Below are 22298 nucleotides of genomic sequence, written 5' to 3' on the forward strand. Positions count from 1 at the left end.
CATAATGAGAATTGCTGTATAGCCAGCGTTGAGCTATCAGCTTGCCATCCAACGCTCTACACTCGGAAAAAATCGCTCGGTCAGAGAGGTGCGTTTCGTGTCCCCAGTTCTGATTACTGGATTGGTCATCGCCGGCCTGTTCATCCTGATTGCAATTGGCGTCATCAATCAGATCGTAGAGAAGAACAGCTTGGAAAAGGCGCGCGTCCGCGCCGAACTCAGCGACCGCATGCGCCGCTGTGCCAACCTCTCCGAGCGTTTTCCAGGCCAGATGATGACGCCGGCACTGAAACTGTTGCTGACGCGTCTGGAGCTGAGTCTGGGCGAGCAACTGCTCCCCCTGGACAAGAAGAACGCCACGCTCGGCCCCCGGCTCGCTGCTCTACGTAGCGCTGTTGCCGAAGGCGAAGACATTCCCGTGGCAAACGCGCCAGTCAAGGTCACCAACGAAGCACAAACGAAGGAAATTCGCCTGCTGATGGAAGACCTGCATGCTCAGATCGTCTGGGCCAACAAGCAGAACCAGCTGGATGGCACCGCTGCCAAGCGCTGGATCCAACAGATCCAGCGGATGATGGTGATGCTGCATGTCGAGTATTTCAGCAATATCGGTCAGCAGTCGCTTCAGCAGGGTAGTGCGCACAAAGCGCGCCTGGCTTTCGAGCGCGGTATCCAGCACATCCGCAAGCAGCCCAACCCGGCCGAGTATCAAACCCAATTGAGCCAGCTCGAAACGAGCTACAGCCACGCTAACAAGCTCGAGCAGACAGAACAACAGCCGAAGCTTGACGAACCGAGCGAGCTCGCCGAAGGTATGAAAAGCTTCGAAAGCGAAGACGATTGGAAAAAGAACAACATCTACTAGGTACAGAACGGACGAATTGAGACGACGCCTCGAGCGCCATGTTCAATTGATCTTCCGGAGTCCGCCTGCTGCCCCTTTCCTGCCGTGGAGAACTGGTCATGCCCATAACCGTATTCGGTGCCCCGCTATCGCCCTTCGTTCGCAAGGTGCGCCTTTGCCTGCAGGAAAAAGGCCTGGACTATGGACTAGAAGTCGTCATGCCATTCACGCCGCCCGAATGGTATCTGCAGCTCAATCCACTCGACCGCATCCCAGCCATGAAGGATGACGAGCTCTGCCTGGCCGACTCCAGCGTGATCTGCCAGTACCTCGACGAAGCTTACGGCCAAACTGTTCGGTTGTATGGCACCAACCCGACCGACCGGGCGCAGATACGCTGGCTGGAAAAATATGCCGATTACGAGCTCGCACCGCTGACGACATTCGGGGTTTTCCGCAACCGCGTCCTGAATCCGAGCTCGGGCAAGCCCTGCAACGAGGAAACCGTACAGGCCGCATTGAACGAGAAGCTGCCACCGCACTTCGACTACCTTGAGCGTCAGCTGGGGGAGAACGCCTTTTTCACTGGCGAGCAACTGTCGATGGCCGACATCGCCGTTGCGTGCCAGCTGATCAACATGGAACACGGCGGCGAGCTGGTCGACGCGGGTCGCTGGCCGGCTCTGGCCGCGCACTACTCGCGCTTGAAGGCACGCGCATCGGTAGAGAACGTGCTGCCCGGCGAGCAGCGTATGACCGCCAAACTCATCGAAATGGGCAAAAGGCCAACACCGCCGAACTGAAGCTGATGCGCGCCGCCCCGGAACCAAGCAACAGCTTCGGTTCCGAGGCGGCTCTTCTGCAAATGAGCAGTAGAGCGCCGCGGCTCACCAGCAGGTGTGTCCTGCAGCGCAGGGCCTGTATATCAGGCGCGCGTTGTCAATTGGCGGTCCGGCAGCAGCCCAACCGCTTGCCTAACAGGCCGTTGAAAGATGTAGGCGAGGCAGGCAAGACAAGGCAAAAAGGGCCGAGGAAGCGGACCGGGCTCGCGACCGAGTTTACTGTTGTAAATGAACAGTGTGACCGGGCTGGCGACCCAGGACCTTTTTAACGCAGGATTGCCAACGCAGGTAGTTTTCGACAGCCTGCTAAAGCAGGCGAATCCCCACCCACTGCCGAGCAAACTGATAAGCGCAACGACCATTGCGATTGCCGCGAGCTGTGGCCCAGCGAATGGCGGCCTTTTCCAGCTCGTCGTCCCAGCTCCAGCTCAGCCCCGACCGTGTCGCCAGCGAGCCGATCCAGTGCCGCACCACGTTGAGGTAATGCGCCTGGCTGAACGGGTAGAACGACAGCCAAAGTCCAAAGCGATCCGACAGCGCAATCTTGTCCTCTACCGCCTCGTTTGGATGCAGCTCTCCATCCACTGTCTGCCAGTTTTCGTTGTCGCTCTGACGCTCGGGCACAAGGTGCCGGCGATTCGAAGTGGCATACAGCAAGACATTCTCGGGGGCCCGCTCCAGCGAGCCGTCCAGCACGCTTTTCAAGACCCGGTAGTCGCCCTCGCCCGCCTCGAACGAAAGATCATCACAGAACACCACAAAATGGTGGGATTGCCCGGCGAGCTGATCGACCAGTTTCGGCAGATCAGCCAGATGATCGCGTTCGATTTCTATAAGGCGCAGGCCCGCCGGTGCATGTTCAGCCAACAATGCTCGGATCAATGAGGATTTTCCGGTGCCGCGCGCGCCCCAGAGCAGGACATGGTTCGCCGGTAGCCCTGAAACGAACTGACGGGTATTGCGCGACAACAGCTCGCACTGCCGGTCAATGCCGATCAGATCGTTCAGCTTCATGTCGAGCGACACATTTAGCGCCTGCAGGTAGCCGCCCTGCCCTTCACGATGCCAACGCGCGGCCAGGCTCGTGTCCCAATCCAGCGGCGCACGCTGCGCAGGAAGCAAGGGTTCCAGGCGCGACATCAGCGCATCAGCGCGCTGTAAAAAAGCTTTGAGCTCGGCTTCCATTGAACAATCTCCAAAACGATCGCAGCTGCAACGTACAAAAGCGCTGTGGCGGCCGGGGTATACGGGTTACAGATAGGCTTCGATATGCGCTGTCAGCGCATCCGGCGAGGTTCGAGACGAAAAGCGCTTCACCGAGCGCCCATCGTCGGTGACCAGAAACTTAGTGAAATTCCACTTGATCGCCTTGCTGCCCAGCAAACCGGGCGCGCGCTTTTTCAACTCCATGAACAAAGGGTGAGCATCGCTTCCGTTGACCCGGATCTTGGCGAACATCGGAAAGCTGACGCCGAAGTTACGCTCGCAGAACGCAGCGATCTGCGCCTCGTCCCCCGGCTCCTGATGGCCGAACTGATCGCAGGGAAACCCGACCACCACCAGCCCCTGCTCGCGATAGCGCTTCCAGAGCGCTTCCAGCCCCTTGTATTGGGGCGTGAAGCCACATTGACTGGCCGTATTAACGACCAGCAGAGCCTTGGCGCCAAAATCAGACAGGGTCTTCTGTTGGCCATCGATCGTGACACAGGGAATATCCAAGAGCGCATCGTTCATGGGGTGCTCCATTGAAGCGTTGCGAAGCGCCTTTAGGCGTCGCGCGGCTTGTGAGTGAGAGACGCCGAATTGATGCAGTAGCGCAGCCCGGTCGGTGCCGGACCATCCGGGAATACATGCCCCAGATGAGCATCACAGCGAGCACACTTGACCTCAATGCGATGCATGCCATGGCTGAAGTCGTCAATGCTGGCAATGGCTGTATCGCTAACCGGCTGAAAGTAGCTCGGCCAGCCACAGCCGGAATCGAACTTGGCGTCAGAATCAAACAGCGGTGCATCACAGCAGGCGCAGTGGTAGATGCCGGGCGCCTTGGTGTCGTTGTACCTGCCGGTGAACGGTCGCTCGGTCGCACCCAGGCGGCAGACCTGAAATTGCTCGTCGGAAAGTTCTTCACGCCAGGTTTCGAGCGGTTTCTCAAGCTTATCCATCGGTACACCTCTTAAGCTTAAAAAGGCACCTCTGTACCTTTTCCGGGGATCAGGCCGCACGTATGATGCGGTGCTCTTAAGACGCCTAGTCTGGCAGCGTGGTTGCACACTGCCAAGGCGCCCGGGTTCACGCCCTACGCAGCCAGCCCTTCAGAACGGCAGGCGCGTCATCACTTCGGGACACAAGGATCATGCAGGTCAGCAAATCGAACAAGCTCGCCAATGTCTGTTATGACATCCGTGGGCCGGTGCTCAAGCACGCCAAACGCCTGGAAGAGGAAGGCCATCGCATCCTCAAGCTGAACATCGGCAACCCGGCGCCATTCGGTTTCGAAGCCCCTGAGGAAATCCTTCAGGACGTGATCCGCAATCTGCCCACCGCGCAGGGCTACAGCGATTCCAAAGGCCTATTCAGCGCACGCAAGGCGATCATGCAGTACTACCAGCAGAAGCAGGTAGAGGGCATCACCATCGAAGACATCTATCTCGGTAACGGCGTGTCCGAGCTTATCGTGATGTCCATGCAGGCCCTGCTCAACAACGGCGATGAAGTGCTGATCCCGGCCCCCGATTACCCGCTGTGGACGGCCGCCGTCAGCTTGGCGGGCGGCAAACCGGTGCATTACCTTTGCGACGAGCAGGCCAACTGGTGGCCGGACCTGGCCGATATCAAAGCCAAAATCACGCCCAACACCAAAGCGCTGGTGCTGATCAACCCGAACAACCCGACCGGTGCGGTATACCCACGCGAAATTTTGGCAGGCATGGTCGAGCTGGCCCGTCAGCACAAGCTGGTGCTTTTCTCCGACGAGATCTACGACAAGATTCTGTATGACGAGGCAGTGCACATCTGCACCGCATCGCTTGCCCCTGACGTACTGTGTCTGACCTTCAACGGGCTATCGAAGTCCTACCGCGTCGCTGGCTTCCGCTCCGGCTGGGTAGCGATCTCCGGTCCCAAGCACAAAGCGCAGAGCTACATCGAAGGCATCGACATCCTGGCCAACATGCGCCTCTGTGCCAACGTGCCATCCCAGCACGCCATCCAGACCGCCTTGGGTGGCTACCAGAGCATCAACGATCTGGTATTACCACCAGGCCGCCTGCTTGAGCAACGCAACCGGACCTGGGAACTGCTCAACGACATTCCCGGCGTCAGCTGCGTCAAGCCGATGGGTGCGCTGTATGCGTTCCCGCGGATCGATCCGAAAATCTGCCCCATCCACAACGACGAGAAGTTCGTCCTCGACCTGCTGTTATCAGAGAAGCTACTGATTGTTCAGGGGACGGCCTTCAATTGGCCGTGGCCGGATCACTTCCGCGTGGTCACCCTGCCCCGCGTGGACGACCTCGAGCAGGCCATTGGCCGAATCGGCAACTTCCTCAAGACCTACAGCCAGTAGTGCGGGATGGATCTGCAGATCGATGACTTCTACCGGGACGCCGCGGCCGGGCTGCTGACGCTCTATCAGGCCTTTCCGAGGAAGGTCGCGCTGTACGTCGAGGACATCATCGGCCATGAAGAACCCGATGAGTTCGGCCTGCCCAGCAAGCGCCACCAAGGCTGCCTCGGCGCGCTGATATGGCTCGCCGAGGAGGGCTATCTGCGCTTCGAGAGCACCATTCATTTTCAGGCGCTCGACCAGGCTGTTCTCAGCGAGAAGGCGTTCCTGCGACTGACAGGCATCATCCGCGATGCCTTTGCCGGTCTCGACTCACTGCCGCCGAGTGTCCGTCGGGTCCAGTCCAGCCTGGCGCATCAGCTACGCGAAGCGTTGCGTGAAGGGGACAGCGAGCGGCTGGCACAACTGACGCGCCAGCTGTTCGACAGCTCACTGCCTGAGCGCAGCTAAGCCCAGCCGGGTGGCAGGCGACATAGCTTGAAATAGTCGCTCGGTTGAATCGCGCCGGGCCGCCCCTTATATAGCCTATCGTTCTTTACTGTTCCTCTTGGAGTCTGTCGCAACATGATGCGCATTTTCTTGTTCCTGGCCACCAACCTGGCTGTGCTGGTCGTCGCTAGCATCACCCTCAAGTTGCTTGGGATAGATCGCTACACGGGTCAGAACTACGGCAGCCTGCTGGCTTTCTGCGCCGTCTTTGGTTTCGCTGGCGCACTGATTTCGCTGTTCATCTCCAAATGGATGGCGAAAATGAGTACCCGTACCGAGATCATCACCCAGCCGCGCACGCGCCACGAACAGTGGTTGTTGCAAACCGTCGAGCAGCTGGCCCGTGATGCCGGCATCAAGATGCCTGAAGTGGGCATCTTCCCTGCTTATGAAGCCAACGCCTTCGCCACCGGCTGGAACAAGAACGATGCACTTGTCGCAGTCAGCCAAGGCTTGCTCGAGCGCTTTTCCCCGGACGAAGTCAGGGCCGTATTGGCCCACGAGATTGGTCACGTCTCCAACGGCGACATGGTCACGCTCGCATTGATCCAGGGCGTGGTAAACACCTTCGTCATGTTTTTTGCGCGCATCTTCGGCAGCTTCGTCGATAGGGCGATCCTGAAGAACGAAGATGGCCATGGCATTGGCTATTTCGTTGCGACGATCTTCGCCGAACTTGTGCTGGGGATCCTCGCCAGCATCATTGTCATGTGGTTCTCCCGCAAGCGTGAGTTCCGCGCTGACGAGGCGGGGGCTCAGCTGGCCGGCACCAGCGCAATGATCGGCGCCCTGCAGCGTCTGCGCGCGGAACAGGGCGTACCAGTCAACATGCCGGACAGCCTCAAGGCATTCAGCATCAATGGTGCCTTGCGCAACGGCCTGGCCGGCCTATTGATGACTCACCCAACGCTGGAAGATCGCATCGAAGCCTTGCGCCAGCGCGGCTAAGCGAGCGAAGCGAAACAAGGGCGGCATCCACAAGCCGCCCTTTTTTTCGTCTGCAATGTGCGTAGTGCCTGTATGCCTGTCGAAGCAAGCGCCGTCTTCGGAAACATCTCAACACGCGCTTCTTTTTGCTCGCCATCGCCCTGCTCACCCTGTCCGGCTGCCAGAGCGCCTATTGCTCGGCAATGGAGAAGGTCGGGGTGCATAAGCGCGACATTACTGTGTTGAACGCGTCGAGGCTGCGCGCGACTCGCAGCAGGAGGCCAAGGAGGTCGCGCGAGCACCACAACGGGCACGCCGCGGCGCGCCGTTCATCTCAACAGCTATCAGCACGACAGTCGATGCGCGCTAGGAGCGTTCACCGAGTCGGTAGCAGCTTTCTTCCAGGCGAGTGAGGCCACGCTGAAGAAATTTCCAATTGCTTTCGTTCAACACGTTGGCGCGCTCCAGCAAGTCGATTTTCCAGCGCGCGCCCAAAGACATTCGAACCTCAGCATCACTCACAGCGAATGGCGGGCCGGACATCTGCTCCTGCTGGTAGTCCAACGTGATCAGCAGCCCCTGACAGTCCGGCGCAAGGATGCTGACTAGATGGTTGACGTAATGCTGACGCATGTCGGCGGGCAAGGCGATCAGCGCAGCCCGGTCGTATAGCGCCTGGCAGTCGGCCACATCAGCCGGTGTCATGGCGAAGAAATCGCCACAGCGGATTTCCACCGTACCAGCCCGGTAAACCCTGAACTCACCCTGGACGCTGACATCTGGGACTAGCTCGTGCTCGCCGAAAAAATCCTCGGCTGCGCGCTCGCTCAGCTCTACACCCAATACCGCAAAACCCTGATCGGCGAGCCAGGCCATGTCGAGACTTTTCCCGCACAACGGCACCAGAACACGGGCCCCTTGCGCCAACCTCAAGCTGGGCCAATGGCGGCGCAGGTAGGGGTTGACCTCGTTTAGATGGAAGCCGATTTCGTTACGTGCCCAGCGACGCTGCCAGAACGCTTCGTCCATGTAGAGACCCTCTTGAGCGATGTTGCAGGGGAGCTTATCAGAGTCGCCTTCGTCCGAAACACCGCTTCAACCGGAGCGCAGCGCCGACTCCGGATCCATACCGGCATCCCGCATCTGAGCCAGCTTGTAACGCAGGGTCCGCGCACTGATGCCAAGACGGTCAGCCGTCTCCTTACGACGCCCGCGCTCGGCACGCAGGGTCTCGAGTATCAATTCGAATTCGCGACGGCGAAGGTCTTCACCCAACGCGCCAGCGACCTCGGCCGGCACTGGAACGGTCACCGGGGCAGATTGCGTCGACACGAATGCGCTGGCGGCAGTAGGCGCCAGCGAGGCGAAGCCGGCAGCAGCTGTCAGACAGAGGTCATCCGGCCGAATAAATCCACCCTGCTGCAGGATCAGGGCTCGCTGAATCGCGTTGTCGAGCTCACGCACGTTGCCGGGCCAGGAATATCCGAGCAGGCACTGACGCGCTTCAGCTGTCAGTCTCGCGCCTGGCTGACGCATCTTTGCCGCATGATTGGCCAGCAACCGCTCGGCCAGCGGCACGATATCCGCCGGCCGATCGCGTAATGCCGGCCAGGCGAGCGGAAAGACCGAGAGGCGGTAGAACAGGTCTTCACGGAAGCGCCCGCTGCGAACCTCCTCAGCCAGATCACGATTGGTCGTGGCGACGATACGGATGTCGAGCGGTATCGGCTTGCGTCCACCCACACGCTCGACCTCGCGCTCCTGCAGTACCCGCAGCAACTTGGCTTGTAATGCCACCGGCATTTCGGAGATCTCGTCGAGCAGTAGCGTACCGCGATCAGCCAATTCGAACTTGCCTGGCTGCGTTGCGATGGCACCGGTGAAGGCGCCCTTCTCATGACCGAAGAGCGTCGCCTCCAGCATGTTTTCTGGAATCGCAGCGCAGTTGATGGCCACGAACGGCTTGTCGGCTCGCGATGACTGCTGATGAATAAAACGGGCCAGCACTTCTTTGCCAGTGCCCGACTCCCCTGAAACCAGCACCGTCGAATCGCTTTGTGCCACCCGTGTCGCCAGCGCCAGCAGTTGCCGACTCGCAGGTTCAACCGCCACAGGCCCCTGCATTTCGGTAGCACCCAGCTGGCCAAAGGCATGCCGGCCGACCAGGTCGAACAACACCTTGGGTTCGAACGGTTTGACCAGGTAATCCACAGCCCCTAGGCGCATGGCCTCGACGGCGCGCTCGACGGCACCATAGGCAGTCATCAACAAGACAGGCGTCTGCGGATACCGTTCGCGCACAATTGCCTGCAAGGCATGGCCGTCTATGCCAGGCATGCTCACATCACTGACCAGCAGGCCGAAACTCTCCTGATCCAGCGCATGCAACGCGGCCTCAGCGCAATCCACCGCGCGGTAGGCATAGCCGCCCAGTTCGAGGGTATCGCCCAGCGCTTCGCGCAAAGCGCGATCATCTTCGACCAGTAGAACTCTAACGCCCATAGGGCTACTCCGAATGTGCGAGCGAGGACAGCGGAAGCAGCGGCAGCTGCAACCTGGCGCAGGTTCCTCTGCCCGGGCGAGAACGCAGCTCAAGTGCGCCTGAATGCGCTCGCGCTACCGAATTGACGACGGCCAGGCCGAGGCCGGTCCCGGTTGCCCGTGTGGTGAAAAAGGGCTCGCCGAGTCGGGCCAGGGTCGCTGCATCGATGCCTACACCGTTGTCGCTGATGCTGATACGCAGCATTGAACCTCGGGCAAAGAGGTGAACCTTCAGTTTTGTATCGCTGGTCGCCGCCTGAAGCGCATTTTCGATCAGGTTGAGCAGTGCACCGACCAAGGTGTCGCGATTGCACAACAGCGCACCGGTCCGGGCATCGCATTGCCAGCGAACGGCGACGCCCGCCAACTTCATCTCGGTCGCCGCACGCAGCGCCCCCAGCAACTCAGCGGGTGTTAGCCGGTCCTCCAGCGGCAGATCACCGCGCGCGAAAACCAGCATGTCACGAACCTGATGCTCCAACTCGTTCAGCCGGTCCTTCAAACGACCCGCAAAGCGCTGCTGATGCTCGACCGACAATCCGCCCTGCTCCAGATGGCTTGCATACAGCAGGGCTGTCGATAGCGGGGTGCGGATCTGATGAGCCAACGACGCCACCATACGGCCCAGCGCGGACAAACGCTCATGACGCGCCAGTTGCTGTTGCAGCCGCCGTGTCTCCGTCAGATCGGTCAGCAGCACCAGCTGCCCAGGCTCAACGCTCAAGGAACGGGTAGCGATCGAAACGCGACGCCCATCCCTCAACGAAATTTCGTGACCGTCATCCCTGCGGGGCGAGAAACTCCGCGCGATCACCTCGCGCCAGAGCGCCCCTTCGAGCGGTGCGCCAAGCAGCTCGAGCGCAACCGGATTCGCTTCGCGAACCATACCCTGGCCGTCGATGACAATCACACCGCCAGGCAACAAGTCCAGCAGGCTTTGCAAGCGGCTTGCCAGGCGCTCCTTCTCGTCGAATTCCTGCAGGCGCTGCGCAGCGCTCTCCGCAAGCTGATCCTTCAACTCGGCTACTCGTGCCTGCAGCATGAACTGGGACTCGCCCAACCGGCCGGACAAGTGATGGAACAGTGCGAGCGATTGTTCAAGCGCGTCGCTTGAGCCGGCCCGGGCCGGGCATTGGACTGGATCGGGAGAGCAGGTCGCTGAAGTCACTGGCACACGTTTCCGTCAAAAGATGGTCGGTAACGTAACGGTCAGCAAGGATCATGCCCGGGGTGACATATCGAGGAAGGGGCCACGCCGCAAGCAAGAGCGGCGTGGCAAGGAAATCACTCGTCGAGATCGTCTTCGCGACGGTTCATTCCGTATTTACGCATCTTTTCCACCAGCGTGGTTCGCCGTACCCGCAAACGCTCAGCAGCACGTGCCACTACGCCGCCTGCATCTTCCAGCGCCTGCTGGATAAGCCCCTGCTCCAGGTTGCTCAGGTAGTCCTTCAGATCAAGGCCTTCTACGGGAAGCATGGCATGCGCATCCGCCGCAATGATCGGGGCGTTTATTGCAGCACGCTCTTCCATCTCGTCATGCAGGCTGGTCGCGTACTGCTCATCGTCGTCATCGACGTGGCGGAATTTCTTTGGCAGCTCCATCACACCAATCACGCCGTACGGGTGCATGATGGCCATGCGCTCGACGAGGTTAGCCAACTCCCGTACGTTACCGGGCCAATCGTGACGACAGAGGGACATGATCGCCGCCGAATTGAAACGGATGGAGCCCCGCTTCTCGTGCTCCATGCGCGAGATGAGCTCGTTCATCAGCAGCGGAATATCCTCGATGCGCTCGCGCAAAGGGGCCATTTCGATGGGAAACACGTTAAGCCGGTAATAGAGATCCTCGCGGAAGCTGCCATCCACGATCATTTTTTCCAGGTCTTTGTGCGTTGCAGCGATGATGCGTACATCGGCGTTTTGCGTACGGTTGCTGCCCACGCGCTCGAAGGTGCGTTCCTGCAGGACGCGCAGCAGCTTGACCTGCATAGGCAACGGCATGTCGCCGATCTCATCGAGGAACAGCGTCCCGCCTTCGGCCAGCTCGAAACGACCGGCACGCGAGGTGATCGCGCCGGTAAACGCCCCCTTTTCATGACCGAACAGCTCGCTCTCAAGCAACTCCGCCGGAATCGCTCCGCAATTGACGGGAACGAAAGGCCCGTTACGACGCTTGGAATGATAGTGCAGGTTGCGTGCAACAACCTCTTTGCCGGTTCCCGACTCACCGAGAATCAGTACGCTCGCTTCAGTGTCTGCAACCTGCTGCATCATCTGACGTACATGCTGAACTGCACGACTGGTGCCTACCAGGCTACGAAACAGATTGGGTTCGCGCTGCCGACCGCGAGCCTTCGCCTTATCGTTCATGTCCCGGTAGATCTGGGCCCGGTGAAGCGAATCGAGCAGTTTGTTGTAGCTCGGCGGCATTTCTAGGCTGGTTAGCACGCGCTGGCGTATCTCGTCCGGCCATTCGGCCGGTGCTGGCTCGCCAATCAACAGCAGGGGCAGGTTCTCGTCCCACTTGCTGATCTGCTTGAGCAATTCCACGGCGCCGCCCTTCGTCGCAACATCACCCAGCATCACGCCAAGTATGCTGCGGCTTGATTCCAGCGAATCGACCGCAGCCTGCCATTCGCTGCTGGCGCATGACAAATGATCTTCGCTGAGAAAGTTCAGAATGACCCTCAGATCCCGGCGACGATCCTGATCGTCGTCTATCAACAAAATTTTGGTTTCACGCCACATCTTGTTTATAGCTCTAGAGGCTGAAAGAAAGCCCGCACACGTCCTTTGGCAGAACGGCAGTGTCATCGGCAGATGGCCGGTAGTTAATTAAAAAAAACCGGCTGAGTCAAATTTATGACGTGATTAGACGACAAAACGGCAAGGAATGCATTCTGTTATTGACCCAGAGCAACTCGTTTGCAACGAGCCGGGCGATAACGCGCTCAGCTTTGGCGCGTCCGTACCAGGAGATCGAGACAGAACCGTCTGCTTACAATGACTGAGGATGCTGTTGCTGGCGCGTGCGTTTAAACCGCTTTGATGTCCTGATCCGTTAAAATCGGGCGGCCATACCCAACAACTGTCTGCGCCCGATGGTCGCGGCAGCTTTCAGGAACGATCAGCCGAATAACCTGTAGATATTGGCTCCTTGCTGCGACTGGTTGAGCTGAATCAGCTCATCTGCAACACGCTGCTTCTCGCTTTGACAGGCGCTAACCAGTTCACGGTAGAGACACACCAGCTCCTGCAGACGTTGCCGAATTGCTGAGTCGTCCTCACGAGGCTCGACCATCGCAGCCTCAACAACTTGACGGCATTGCAGGTCAAGCACACTGATCGCTGTCCAGTCCTGCTGAGCCATGGCGTCACGCAAGGCGTTGCCGGTTTCCTCAAGACGTTTGACTGCTGCACTCATGAATCCGCTCCGAATGAACTGGCTACAAGGCCGAACCGATACCGCCTGAACCGCTGTACGCGGCGCCTGATACTTTATCGGCAACCTCCACGTCGCCTTTAGTTGCCACAGCGGAAAAATGTACGGTCAGTGCAGGCTGCGCAGCCCCGTTGGAACGCTAGGTGGCGCTACCGGCTCCCAGGGACCACCAGGCCGACCGGCGCAATACCAGTCGCCATCCCAGCGGTAGTAGAGCCGCTCGCGATAGAACAAATCCTGCCCTTCCACAACGTAGACGCCCAGACGGTTGTCCCAATGCGCAGCAGCATGAGGCGGCGGCGCATAACGTGGATGGCTTTTCTGGGTTGCCGGTGGGCGCGGTGCCGGTGGGGTGCGCACTGGGGGAGGCGTAGCAACCGGTTCGCGAGGCGGGGCCGATGCGGGCGGCGCCGGGTCGCGTGTCGGCCCGGACGCCTGGTAAGGATTGCCCGCACAGGCCCCCAGCAGCAACGCCAGCGTTACTGCTGTGCCGACGCTGGCCAGGCGCTGAAACCTTGTTGAAATCCGCTCCTCCAGCATAATCAGTCGTCTCCCCAACCCCTGCGATCAGGGGGCTACAGGTTGGTCGATAGTCAGCTTGACCGCATCTGCATCACCCGGCGCCAACGGCTCGCTACTGCCCTGCCACTCACCGCGAGTCGCGTTCCCATCTCGGGATACGCGGGCAAACAATCTGACTTGTTCAAAGTTGGACAATCGAAGCTGTGGAGTCATTGCATCTGCGTCGCTCAAGTTAACCGTCGCGGGTAGATCGGCAATCGTCATACGTTTCACGGCCAAGGGCATCGGCGGGCCGGCCAGCGCACGGGCGAAGACGAATACGGCATCGGTCGGCCGAACCCTGTCGGCCACCTCGGCAGCCAGCTGCACTTCGACCGTCAGTTCCGCCCCGGTCTCGGCAACCACCTCGCCGGCCGGTTTGGTCACGCTTGCCGGCGCCGGCGCCGGCTCGCCGAGCTGCTCGCGTGCACGAGCGATACCGCCCTGAATGGCTTCGCGCGATGGATCTTCAGCAGGCAGCGTTGCCACCAACCGCTCCCAAAACCTGATCGCCTCCGCGAACCGTTCTTCTTCGTAGGCGGCGATACCCAACAGCCCGAGGCTAGTGACCTCGTGTGGATCACCGCGTAATGCCTCGTCGGTCAGCTGTTGCAGCTGCTGGGTCCATTGACGGTCACCGGCGAAATAGAGCGCCTGCGCCCACTGACCCAGGAGTTCCGGCTGACGCCCCGCCAGCTTGACGACCTGCTCGAAAGCGGTGGCAGCAGCCGCAGGGCGCTCTCGGTTCATATAGGTCTTGGCCAGGAAATACCAGGCCTCGGCGGACTCGGGCTGAGCCTTCACGGCGCGCTCCAGCCGTCCGACCATTTCTTCCATCGTCGCGGGCTGCTCGGTGAACTCCCGCGCCAACTGCAGCTTGTCGCTCGCGCCCCAGTGCAGGTAGAGACCATATCCAAGCAACGGCACAAGGATAGCCGCGACCAGTGGCACAGCCCGGCCCAAATGGTGATTGTGTCGAGTGGTGGTGCTGCCCTCCGTGTCATCAAGCAACTCGCGCGCCGCATCGGCGCGCCCTGCCTCAAACTGTTCTGAATCAAGGGTTCCGGCTGCCTGTTGCGCCGCCAGCTCTCCAAGCCGCTCCTGGTAAAGCGCGACATTCAACGCCGTCCGGTCTTCTTCGGCCTGTACACCACGCCCACGCAACAACGGCAGCAGCAGGAACGCCAGCGCGGCCAGCAGCAACAGGCCTGCACCTATCCACAAATCGATCATGGTTGTTTTCTATCCAACAACGTGGCCAGGCGCTCGCGCTCGGCCTCGGAAAGGGTGTTCGACGCGGGCTTATCGGATGCACGGCGACGACGTATCAGGATGAATGCCAAGACGGCGAATCCAATCACCAGCAGGACAATCGGTCCATACCAGAGAACAAGCGTTTTGGCATTGACGGGCGGCCTGTAGCGGACGAAATCGCCGTAACGGGCGACGAGGTAATCGACGATCTGCTCGTTGCTCTGCCCCTTCTCCACCATGCGGTAGATTTCGCGGCGCAGGTCCATGGCGATCGGTGCATTGGAGTCGGCAATGTTCTGGTTCTGGCACTTCGGACAGCGCAACTCTTCCACCAACGTCCGGTACCGCTCGCGCTCGGCCTCGGTCTTGAACTCGTAGGCATCAATCGCCGCCGATGCGCTGCCAACCAGACACAGCGCCAGCACAATCCCCTGGATCAGCTGCTTCATTCGTCCACCAGTTGTTGATACAACGCGGCAAGCTGTTCACGCCAGACGCGCTCGTCGATGACGCCGACATACTTGTGGCGAATGACGCCCTGCTTGTCGACGATGAAGGTCTCGGGTGCGCCGTACACGCCCAGGTCCAGGCCCAGGCTGCCCTGCTCGTCACGAATGTTCAGCTGATAAGGATCATGGAAGTCGCGCAGCCATTTTTGCGCCGCGGCATTGTCGTCCTTGTAATTGACGCCATAAATGTTCACGCCCTGTTGCGCGAGCTTGTTGAGCACCGGATGTTCGACCTTGCAGGCCACGCACCAGGTCGCCCAGACATTGACCAGCGCTGGCTTGCCCTTGATGTCCTCGGCGCTGATCAGTCGCTGTGGATCCTCGACCGAAGGCAGCGAGAACGACGGCAGCGGTTTGCCAATCAGCGCCGACGGCAGCTCGGTCGGGTCGAGGAACAGCCCGCGATACAGAAACACGGCGACCAGCAGAAAGATCGCCAATGGCAGCAACATCAATACTCGTTTCATTATCAGGCTCCTTGCTGGGCCAAGCCGAGCGCCTCGCGAACACGGGTCCTGACCTTCACCCGGTAGCGTTTGTCGCTGACCGACAGCACACCTCCCAGCGACATCAGCAATGCGCCCATCCAGATCCAGCGCACGAACGGCTTGATATGCACCCTCACCGCCCAGGCACCGTTATCCAGAGGCTCGCCGAGGGCCACATAGAGATCGCGAGTGAAGCCCGCGTCAATGCCCGCTTCGGTCATTGGCATCTGCTGCACGGTGTAGAGGCGCTTCTCCGGATGCAGCGTCGCCACCTGCTCATCGCCCTCGAACACGCGAATGGTGCCCTTATCGGAGGTGAAGTTGGGGCCTTCGAAATGCTCGGCACCATCGAAAACGAAACTGTAACCGGCCAGCTGCAGCGACTCGCCTGGAGCCAGACGCAAATCGCGCTCGTCGCTCTGCTGACTCGTCAGCACCACACCCAACGCGCAGACCACCAGACCGAAATGCGCCAGTTGCATGCCCCAATAGCTTGGCGCCAGGCTCCGCAAGCCCCTCAACAATCCCTTGTGGCGGGTCTTGTCGAGGATGTCGCGCACGCCAGCGCTCACCACCCAGCCGGCAAGCATACATACAGCCAGCACAGCCCAGTGGAAGTCACCGAAGAGCATCGAGCCCAGACCGCCAAGAACGGCACTGGTGATCAGCACGGGTGTCAGCATGCCGATCAGCCATTTGACCGGCGTGTTCTTCCAGCGCACCAGCACGCCCACACCAAGGGCGAGCATCAGGGCGCCAACCAGAGGCAGGAACATCGCGTTGAAATAAGGGGGCCCGACCGAGAGCTTGGTATTCGACAGCGCATCGAGCAGCAGCGGATACAAGGTGCCCAGCAGGATCATCGAGGCGGCAACGACCAGCAGCAAATTGTTGACCAGCAGCAGCGTTTCACGCGACCACAGGCCGAAACCGATCTGGCTCTTCACCACCGGCGCGCGCAGGGCGAACAGGGTCAGCGAACCGCCGATCACAATCAGCAGGAACGCCAGGATGAAAACCCCGCGCGCCGGGTCGGTCGCAAAGGCATGCACCGACGTCAACACGCCGGAGCGCACCAGGAAAGTCCCCAGCAGACTGAGCGAGAAGGCAGCGATCGCGAGCAACACCGTCCAGCTCTTGAACACACCACGCTTCTCCGTCACCGCCAGCGAATGAATCAGCGCAGTGCCCACCAGCCAGGGCATGAAGGACGCGTTCTCCACCGGGTCCCAGAACCACCAGCCGCCCCAACCGAGCTCGTAATAGGCCCACCAGGAACCCAGGGCGATACCTGTGCCCAGAAAGGCCCAGGCGATCAACGTCCAGGGACGCGACCAGCGTGCCCAGGCGGCATCCAGGCGGCCTCCAAGCAGTGCCGCAATGGCAAATGCAAAGGCCACCGAGAAACCGACATAGCCCATGTAGAGCATTGGCGGATGCACCACCAGCCCGAAGTCCTGCAGCAGCGGGTTGAGATCCCGTCCATCCATCGGCGCCTGCGGCAGCAGCCGCTCGAATGGATTCGACGTGACGATCAGGAACAGCAAAAAGCCGATGCTGATCAGCCCCATCACACCCAGCACCCGCGCCAGCATGTCCTCCGGCAACTGGCGCGAGAAGATCGCAACCGCGAAGGTCCAGCCCGACAGAATGAAGGCCCACAACAATAGCGAGCCCTCATGCGCGCCCCATACGGCGCTGAACTTGTAATACCAGGGCAAGGCGCTATTGGAATTCTGCGCCACGTAGGCAACGGAGAAATCGTCCACCATAAAGGCGTAGGTGAGACAGGCGAAAGAAAACGCCAAAAATGAAAACTGGCCCCAGGCGGCCGGTTGCGCCAGCCCCATCCATTGACTGTCGCCGCGCCAGGCACCGATCAACGGCAGTGTGCCCTGCACAAGGGCCAGGCACAGCGCCAGTATCATCGCCAGGTGACCGAGTTCAGGGATCATTTCGCGTACTCCTGCTCGCCGCCGCTGTAGGGCTTGCTCTTACCGCTTTTCTCCAGCGCTGCGGTGACTTCAGGCGGCATGTAGTTTTCGTCATGCTTGGCCAGCACTTCATCAGCGACCAGGATGCCGTCCGCGTTCACGCGCCCCAAGGCCACGATGCCCTGCCCTTCACGAAACAGATCAGGCAAGATCCCCCGGTACTGGATAGTGACCGCTTCGGCATAGTCGGTGACACGAAAGGTCACCGTCAGCGAATCGTTACTGCGTTGTACCGAGCCCTCTTCGACCATACCGCCTGCCCGAATTCGCGTGCCTTCAGGCGCTTCGCCTGCCGCGATCTGCGTCGGTGTGTAGAAGAGGTTGATATTCTCTTGCAGGGCCGACAGTGCCAGCGTTACCGCAACACCGACGCCAGCCAGAATCGCCAGAATGATGAACAGACGTTTCTTGCGCACAGGATTCACTTCATTTCCTCCCGGCGCAAACGACGCGCCTCGTCTTGCAGATAACGCCGACGCGCCAGGACTGGCAGCGCCACGTTGAGAATCAGAACCGCCAGGCTGATGCCGTAGGACGTCCAGACGTACAGACCATGGTTACCCATGGCGATGAACTCCGAAAACGACGAAAAATTCATGCTTTACCCACCAGTGCTTTCACTTCCGCCTTGACCCAGCTGCTTCTCGACTCACGCCGTAGCACCTCGAGGCGCATGCGCATCAGCAGAACCACCGCAAAGAAGCAGTAGAAGCCCAGCACCATGACCAGCAGCGGCAGCCACATTTCCATCGGCATGGCCGGTTTTTCCGTCACGGTGAAGGTGGCCGGTTGATGAAGCGTGTTCCACCACTCCACCGAATATTTGATGATCGGGATGTTCACTACTCCCACGATCGAGAGCACGGCACAAGCCTTGGCCGCGCTGTCGCGATTGGTAATGGCCTGCCCCAGCGCAATGATGCCGAAATACAGAAACAGCAGGATCAGCATCGAAGTCAGACGTGCATCCCACACCCACCAAGCCCCCCAGGTGGGCCTGCCCCACACCGCACCGGTGACCAGCGCGATGAAGGTCATCCAGGCGCCAATGGGCGCCGCTTGCTGGAGTGCGACATCGGCCAGCTTCATTTTCCACACCAGCCCGACCAGCCCCGCAACCGCCAGCATCACATAAATGGACTGCGCTAGAAACGCTGCCGGAACGTGGATATAGATGATCCGGAAACTGTTGCCCTGTTGATAATCCTGCGGGGCAAACGCCAGGCCCCAGACCACCCCGACCCCAACCAACACCAATGCGGCCCAGGCCAACCATGGCAGCCAACGACCGCTGATGCCGTAAAACCATTTAGGCGAACCCAGTTTGTGGAACCATGTCCAGTTCATAGAGCCTGCCTCACACCTGCTACGTTTGCCGATACTGCGCCGCAACCAGGCAACCGCCGCTTGTTCGGGATCATGGAACCCGATGTTGCGATAATCACTCGTCTCGCATCGGCTAACTGCGTTCCGCTATTGGATAGAAACATTCTGCCAATCCGTCATTCGCCGACGCTGATTCTCAGGCCGGCCGCTATTGCAAAGGGTGCCAGGGTAACTGCCAGCGCAGTCAGGCTGGAAAGCCACAACAGATAACCCAGCGCAGGCAACCCTTGCAGGGCTGCCTGCAATGCTCCGCTGCCCAGGATCAAAACGGGGATATAGAGCGGGAGGATAAGCAGCGCCAGCAGCAAACCGCCGCGCTTGAGCCCGACGGTCAAGGCCGCCCCGACGGCCCCCAACAGGCTCAGCACCGGCGTACCCAGCAGCAGCGACATCAGCAGCACCGGCAGTGCGCTGACCGGCATGCCGAGCATGAGGCCCAGCAACGGCGCCAGAAGCACCAGCGCCAATCCGGAGAACATCCAGTGTGCCAGCACCTTGGCGAGAACCAGAAGCGCCAAGGGGTGCGGCGAAACGACCCACTGCTCAAGCGATCCATCTTCGAAATCACTGCGAAACAGTCCGTCCAGCGAAAGCAGCACTGCCAATAACGCGGCGACCCAGACCAACCCGGGCGAAATGGTCTGCAACAGCTGCGACTCAGGTCCGACCGCCAGGGGAAACAGAGCAATGACGATGGCGAAGAACACCAATGGATTGGCCAGTTCTGCCGGTCGACGGAACAACAGCCGGCTTTCGCGAGCCAGCAACAGCGTAAAGACGTTGCTCATGCGGCTCGCTGTCCCAGATCGATTTCGCGGAAGCCTGCCGGCAACTCAGCGAGCGAATGGTGAGTGGTCAGCACGACCATGCCGCCTTGTTCGCAGTGGCATGCAAGATGCCGTTCGAGCTGGGCCACGCCACCCTTGTCGAGCGCCGTGAAGGGCTCATCGAGAATCCACAAAGGGGGCGGCGACAGATACAGCCGGGCCAACCCGACCCGGCGCTGTTGACCGGCGGAAAGCGTATGACAGGGCACGTCTTCGAAACCGCGCAGCCCCACGGCATCAAGCGCCTGCCAGATGGCATCGCGCGACGCCGGCTGATGCAATGCGCACAGCCAGGTGAGATTTTCCTCGGCGCTCAGCAAGCCCTTGATGCCAGCCGCATGACCGATCCACAACAGGTTGCGGGCCAATTCGCCGCGCTGGCTTTCCAGCGTTTTCCCCTTCAGCAAGACCTCCCCGGCGGTTGGCTGCATCAAGCCAGACAGCAACCGCAGCAGGCTCGTCTTGCCACTGCCATTGGGGCCGGCGATCTGCAACATTTCCCCTTTGATGATCTGCAGGTCTAACCTCTCGAACAGCAGGCGCCAGTCTCGCTCGCAGGAAAGCGCCACAGTTTCAAGAAAGGGACTGGACACGCTAGGGCTACCTCAAGATGAAAGGAGCCCGGCCGCTACATCGTGATCGGGCGGGCGGCATCGTGATCGGGCGGGCGGCGGAATTATACATGCCGAACCCTGGCGCCAAAGACCACAATGTAGAAAGGTTGTAAGAGCATTTAAGTAAGATGACCGAGATCAAAAGCACTCAGGCAATTCCCGCCGCTGGTCCAGCCCGCCCGACAGTGGCGCCTGCTGACCTGGCGTTGAAATTGCTGCAACCGATGCAGGGACTGCTTGCCGCTGGCGAGAGTGCCGAGGCGGAAGTCATCAGTATCAAGGAGGCGCTGCAGAGCTTTCAGCTGACGCTGCGCCTGACCCTGGCCAACGGACGACAGGCAACGGTCGAAACGACCAGCCCGAAGGCCGCCGCACCCGGAGCCGCCCTGCTCATCACCGCCGTGTCCGATTCGCGCCTGATGGCCACCCTGCAGCCCGGCCATCGCCAGCCGCAGAGCAGCATCGATCTTTCGCAACTGCCAATGGGCAGCGTGGTGCAAGGCAAGGTGACGGCCAGCCAGCAGACCCAGCAGGACGGCAGGCTTCTTTTCAAGGTCGTGATCACCCTGCTCAATTCGCCGCTCGCTGGACAAAGGCTCAACATCGAATCCGCTATGCCGCTCGCGCCGGGCAGCCTGATCACAGCACGCATTCAGGGCGACCAGTCATTGGTTTTCGTGCCACAGAGCGGCCGCCTCGATCAGTGGGTGCTGGGTCAACAGCTGACCGCGCAGCATGGCCGCCAAGGCTCGATTGAGGGGTTGCTCAGCGCGCTCGGATCCAGCCCGGCGCTGCCCGACCCGTTGCGCGGGGCAGCCGAGCGGCTGCTCGGCCTGGTGCCGGATATGCAACAGCTTGGCGACGCCAAGGCGTTGGCGCAGGCACTGGCGCGCAGCGGGGTGTTTCTCGAAAGTAGCCTTCTGCGTGGCGAAGCAAGCAATCTGCCGACCGACATGAAAGCCGCTCTGCTACGCCTGATCGCGCAACTGCCGGGCCTGCCGGGTGGAGGACCGCTAACAGCGGCGCAGGCCGGTGCAAACCTCGGCCAGGCTCTGCCGGCGTTCGCCCGTAATGCGCTCGGTGCGCTTGGCCAGCCAAATCCACGCCAGTTGGCGCAACACTTTCCTTTGCCGAGCCGACTGCTGCCCAGCGCCGATGAAGAAGCCGACCTTGAGATCCTGCTGAAACTGGCGGCGGCTGCAGTATCGCGGCTACAGACACACCAATTGTCCAGCCTTGCCCAGACACAGACCAATTCGGACGGTACCCAGGTTACAACCTGGCAGCTTGAGGTGCCGATGCGCGACCAGCGCGATATCGTGCCACTGCAGGTGAAATTCCAACGTGAAGACGAGTCTCAGCAAAACCGCAAGGACAAACCGGAAACGCTGTGGAAGGTCGAGCTCGCATTCGATGTCGCTCCCCTCGGCCCGCTGCAAGTCCAGGCACAATTGCTACAGGGTAGCCTTTCGAGCCAGATCTGGGCCGAACGCAGCGGTACCGCCGAGCTGATCTCGGCAGAGCTCGAGCACCTGCGTCAGCGGCTGGTCACGGCCGGGTTGAATGTCGGCGAACTGGCCTGCCGACAGGGAACGCCGCCGCAAGGTCCGCACACTTCTCTGGATCAACGCTTCGTGGATGAAACCGCATGATCCCCCGCACACCGCGCCAGGCCATCGCACTCACCTATGATGGCGCCAGCGCACCCACCCTGTCAGCGAAGGGCGACGACGAATTGGCCGAAGCGATACTGGCTATCGCCCGCGAACACGACGTGCCGATCTACGAAAATGCCGAACTGGTCAAACTGCTGGCGCGCCTGGAGCTGGGCGATGCGATTCCGCAAGCGCTGTATCGCAGCCTCGCCGAGATCATCGCCTTCGCCTGGTACCTGAAAGGCAAATGTCCGCCAGGCTTTAGCGATCCTCGAGACACACCGGACGTTCCGCGACTCAATGAGCCTGGGCATTGAGCGTTGCGCGGCTATCGATCCGGCCCTTCTGCTG

25 protein-coding genes and 1 pseudogene are annotated in these 22298 nt (G+C 60.4%); 8 read left to right on the forward strand and 18 right to left on the reverse strand.

All coding sequences use genetic code 11. The features are described 5' to 3' along the window. Positions 1-97 precede the first annotated feature (97 nt). Both NA637_RS12155 and NA637_RS12160 read left to right on the forward strand, forming a co-directional pair. Entirely contained in the window at positions 98-865 is a 768-nt protein-coding gene (locus NA637_RS12155; RefSeq protein WP_256072498.1) for a hypothetical protein, read from the forward strand. Between the two features lie 98 nt (positions 866-963). Beyond that, on the forward strand, positions 964-1647 hold the full coding sequence (locus NA637_RS12160) for a glutathione S-transferase family protein (RefSeq protein ID WP_256072499.1): 684 nt from the start codon (positions 964-966) through the stop codon (positions 1645-1647). Between the two features lie 345 nt (positions 1648-1992). On the opposite strand, the gene NA637_RS12165 is transcribed toward NA637_RS12160, so the two are convergent. The 3 genes from NA637_RS12165 to msrB form a co-directional block, all read right to left on the reverse strand. Then, on the reverse strand, positions 1993-2871 hold the full coding sequence (locus NA637_RS12165; protein WP_256072500.1) for an ATP-binding protein: 879 nt from the start codon (positions 2869-2871) through the stop codon (positions 1993-1995). 66 nt (positions 2872-2937) lie between these two features. After that, positions 2938-3420, reverse strand: coding sequence for a glutathione peroxidase (locus tag NA637_RS12170; protein WP_256072501.1), 483 nt, complete (start codon positions 3418-3420; stop codon positions 2938-2940). Positions 3421-3452: 32 nt separating this feature from the next. Then, positions 3453-3851: a peptide-methionine (R)-S-oxide reductase MsrB gene (gene msrB, locus NA637_RS12175; protein WP_256072502.1), complete on the reverse strand. Its 399-nt coding sequence runs from the start codon at positions 3849-3851 to the stop codon at positions 3453-3455. Between the two features lie 191 nt (positions 3852-4042). On the opposite strand from msrB, the gene NA637_RS12180 reads away from it, so the two are divergent. From NA637_RS12180 to NA637_RS12195, 4 genes and pseudogenes are all read left to right on the forward strand, one after another. Further along, on the forward strand, positions 4043-5254 hold the full coding sequence (locus tag NA637_RS12180) for a pyridoxal phosphate-dependent aminotransferase (RefSeq protein ID WP_046162275.1): 1212 nt from the start codon (positions 4043-4045) through the stop codon (positions 5252-5254). A 6-nt stretch (positions 5255-5260) separates the two neighbouring features. Beyond that, positions 5261-5704 (forward strand): hypothetical protein, encoded by a 444-nt coding sequence (locus NA637_RS12185; protein ID WP_256072503.1) that lies wholly within the window; start codon positions 5261-5263, stop codon positions 5702-5704. 114 nt (positions 5705-5818) lie between these two features. Further along, positions 5819-6691 carry a protease HtpX gene (gene htpX, locus NA637_RS12190; protein ID WP_256072504.1) on the forward strand — a complete coding sequence of 291 codons (873 nt, stop codon included), beginning with the start codon at positions 5819-5821 and terminating at the stop codon, positions 6689-6691. 125 nt (positions 6692-6816) lie between these two features. Then, positions 6817-6959 (forward strand): annotated as a pseudogene (locus NA637_RS12195) (DUF2959 family protein); the annotation flags it as partial. Positions 6960-7036: 77 nt separating this feature from the next. Here the strand turns inward: NA637_RS12195 and NA637_RS12200 are convergent. The 15 genes from NA637_RS12200 to ccmA all read right to left on the reverse strand — a co-directional run bounded on the left by NA637_RS12200 (position 7037) and on the right by ccmA (position 20271). Further along, positions 7037-7699, reverse strand: a complete 663-nt coding sequence (locus tag NA637_RS12200; RefSeq protein ID WP_256072505.1) for a thiopurine S-methyltransferase — start codon at positions 7697-7699, stop codon at positions 7037-7039. Between the two features lie 66 nt (positions 7700-7765). Beyond that, positions 7766-9172, reverse strand: coding sequence for a sigma-54-dependent transcriptional regulator (locus NA637_RS12205; RefSeq protein WP_256072506.1), 1407 nt, complete (start codon positions 9170-9172; stop codon positions 7766-7768). Between the two features lie 4 nt (positions 9173-9176). Next, a complete protein-coding gene (locus NA637_RS12210; RefSeq protein ID WP_423836725.1) occupies positions 9177-10379 on the reverse strand; it encodes a sensor histidine kinase in 1203 nt (400 codons plus the stop codon). A 116-nt stretch (positions 10380-10495) separates the two neighbouring features. Continuing rightward, on the reverse strand, positions 10496-11965 hold the full coding sequence (locus NA637_RS12215; RefSeq protein WP_256072507.1) for a sigma-54 dependent transcriptional regulator: 1470 nt from the start codon (positions 11963-11965) through the stop codon (positions 10496-10498). 379 nt (positions 11966-12344) lie between these two features. Beyond that, positions 12345-12641: a flagellar protein FliT gene (locus NA637_RS12220; protein ID WP_256072508.1), complete on the reverse strand. Its 297-nt coding sequence runs from the start codon at positions 12639-12641 to the stop codon at positions 12345-12347. Between the two features lie 126 nt (positions 12642-12767). Continuing rightward, entirely contained in the window at positions 12768-13199 is a 432-nt protein-coding gene (locus tag NA637_RS12225) for a hypothetical protein (protein ID WP_256072509.1), read from the reverse strand. Positions 13200-13226: 27 nt separating this feature from the next. After that, positions 13227-14453, reverse strand: a complete 1227-nt coding sequence (gene ccmI / locus NA637_RS12230) for a c-type cytochrome biogenesis protein CcmI (protein ID WP_256072510.1) — start codon at positions 14451-14453, stop codon at positions 13227-13229. Continuing rightward, positions 14450-14923, reverse strand: a complete 474-nt coding sequence (locus NA637_RS12235; protein WP_256072511.1) for a cytochrome c-type biogenesis protein — start codon at positions 14921-14923, stop codon at positions 14450-14452. The genes ccmI and NA637_RS12235 overlap by 4 nt, the downstream gene beginning before the upstream one ends. Then, positions 14920-15450 (reverse strand): DsbE family thiol:disulfide interchange protein, encoded by a 531-nt coding sequence (locus NA637_RS12240; RefSeq protein WP_256072512.1) that lies wholly within the window; start codon positions 15448-15450, stop codon positions 14920-14922. Before NA637_RS12240 ends, NA637_RS12235 begins: the two co-directional genes overlap by 4 nt. 2 nt (positions 15451-15452) lie before the next feature. Further along, complete coding sequence (locus NA637_RS12245; protein ID WP_256072513.1) at positions 15453-17426, reverse strand: heme lyase CcmF/NrfE family subunit; 1974 nt, start codon at positions 17424-17426, stop codon at positions 15453-15455. Continuing rightward, a complete protein-coding gene (gene ccmE, locus NA637_RS12250; protein ID WP_256072515.1) occupies positions 17423-17890 on the reverse strand; it encodes a cytochrome c maturation protein CcmE in 468 nt (155 codons plus the stop codon). Before ccmE ends, NA637_RS12245 begins: the two co-directional genes overlap by 4 nt. Then, complete coding sequence (ccmD, locus tag NA637_RS12255; RefSeq protein ID WP_256072516.1) at positions 17887-18063, reverse strand: heme exporter protein CcmD; 177 nt, start codon at positions 18061-18063, stop codon at positions 17887-17889. Before ccmD ends, ccmE begins: the two co-directional genes overlap by 4 nt. Continuing rightward, positions 18060-18812 carry a heme ABC transporter permease gene (locus tag NA637_RS12260; RefSeq protein ID WP_256072517.1) on the reverse strand — a complete coding sequence of 251 codons (753 nt, stop codon included), beginning with the start codon at positions 18810-18812 and terminating at the stop codon, positions 18060-18062. The genes ccmD and NA637_RS12260 overlap by 4 nt, the downstream gene beginning before the upstream one ends. A 155-nt stretch (positions 18813-18967) precedes the next feature. Next, the gene (gene ccmB / locus NA637_RS12265) at positions 18968-19639 is read right to left on the reverse strand and encodes a heme exporter protein CcmB (RefSeq protein WP_256072519.1); all 672 of its coding nucleotides are present in this window, start codon (positions 19637-19639) and stop codon (positions 18968-18970) included. Continuing rightward, the gene (gene ccmA, locus NA637_RS12270; RefSeq protein ID WP_256072520.1) at positions 19636-20271 is read right to left on the reverse strand and encodes a cytochrome c biogenesis heme-transporting ATPase CcmA; all 636 of its coding nucleotides are present in this window, start codon (positions 20269-20271) and stop codon (positions 19636-19638) included. The genes ccmB and ccmA overlap by 4 nt, the downstream gene beginning before the upstream one ends. 149 nt (positions 20272-20420) lie before the next feature. Here ccmA and NA637_RS12275 point away from each other — a divergent pair, with 149 nt between their 5' ends. Together NA637_RS12275 and NA637_RS12280 are read left to right on the forward strand one after the other, a co-directional pair. Then, on the forward strand, positions 20421-21944 hold the full coding sequence (locus tag NA637_RS12275; protein WP_256072521.1) for a flagellar hook-length control protein FliK: 1524 nt from the start codon (positions 20421-20423) through the stop codon (positions 21942-21944). After that, complete coding sequence (locus tag NA637_RS12280; protein ID WP_256072522.1) at positions 21941-22264, forward strand: EscU/YscU/HrcU family type III secretion system export apparatus switch protein; 324 nt, start codon at positions 21941-21943, stop codon at positions 22262-22264. Before NA637_RS12275 ends, NA637_RS12280 begins: the two co-directional genes overlap by 4 nt. Positions 22265-22298 lie beyond the last annotated feature (34 nt).

It is taken from the genome of Stutzerimonas stutzeri (assembly GCF_024448935.1).
Classification (GTDB): domain Bacteria; phylum Pseudomonadota; class Gammaproteobacteria; order Pseudomonadales; family Pseudomonadaceae; genus Stutzerimonas; species Stutzerimonas stutzeri_AO.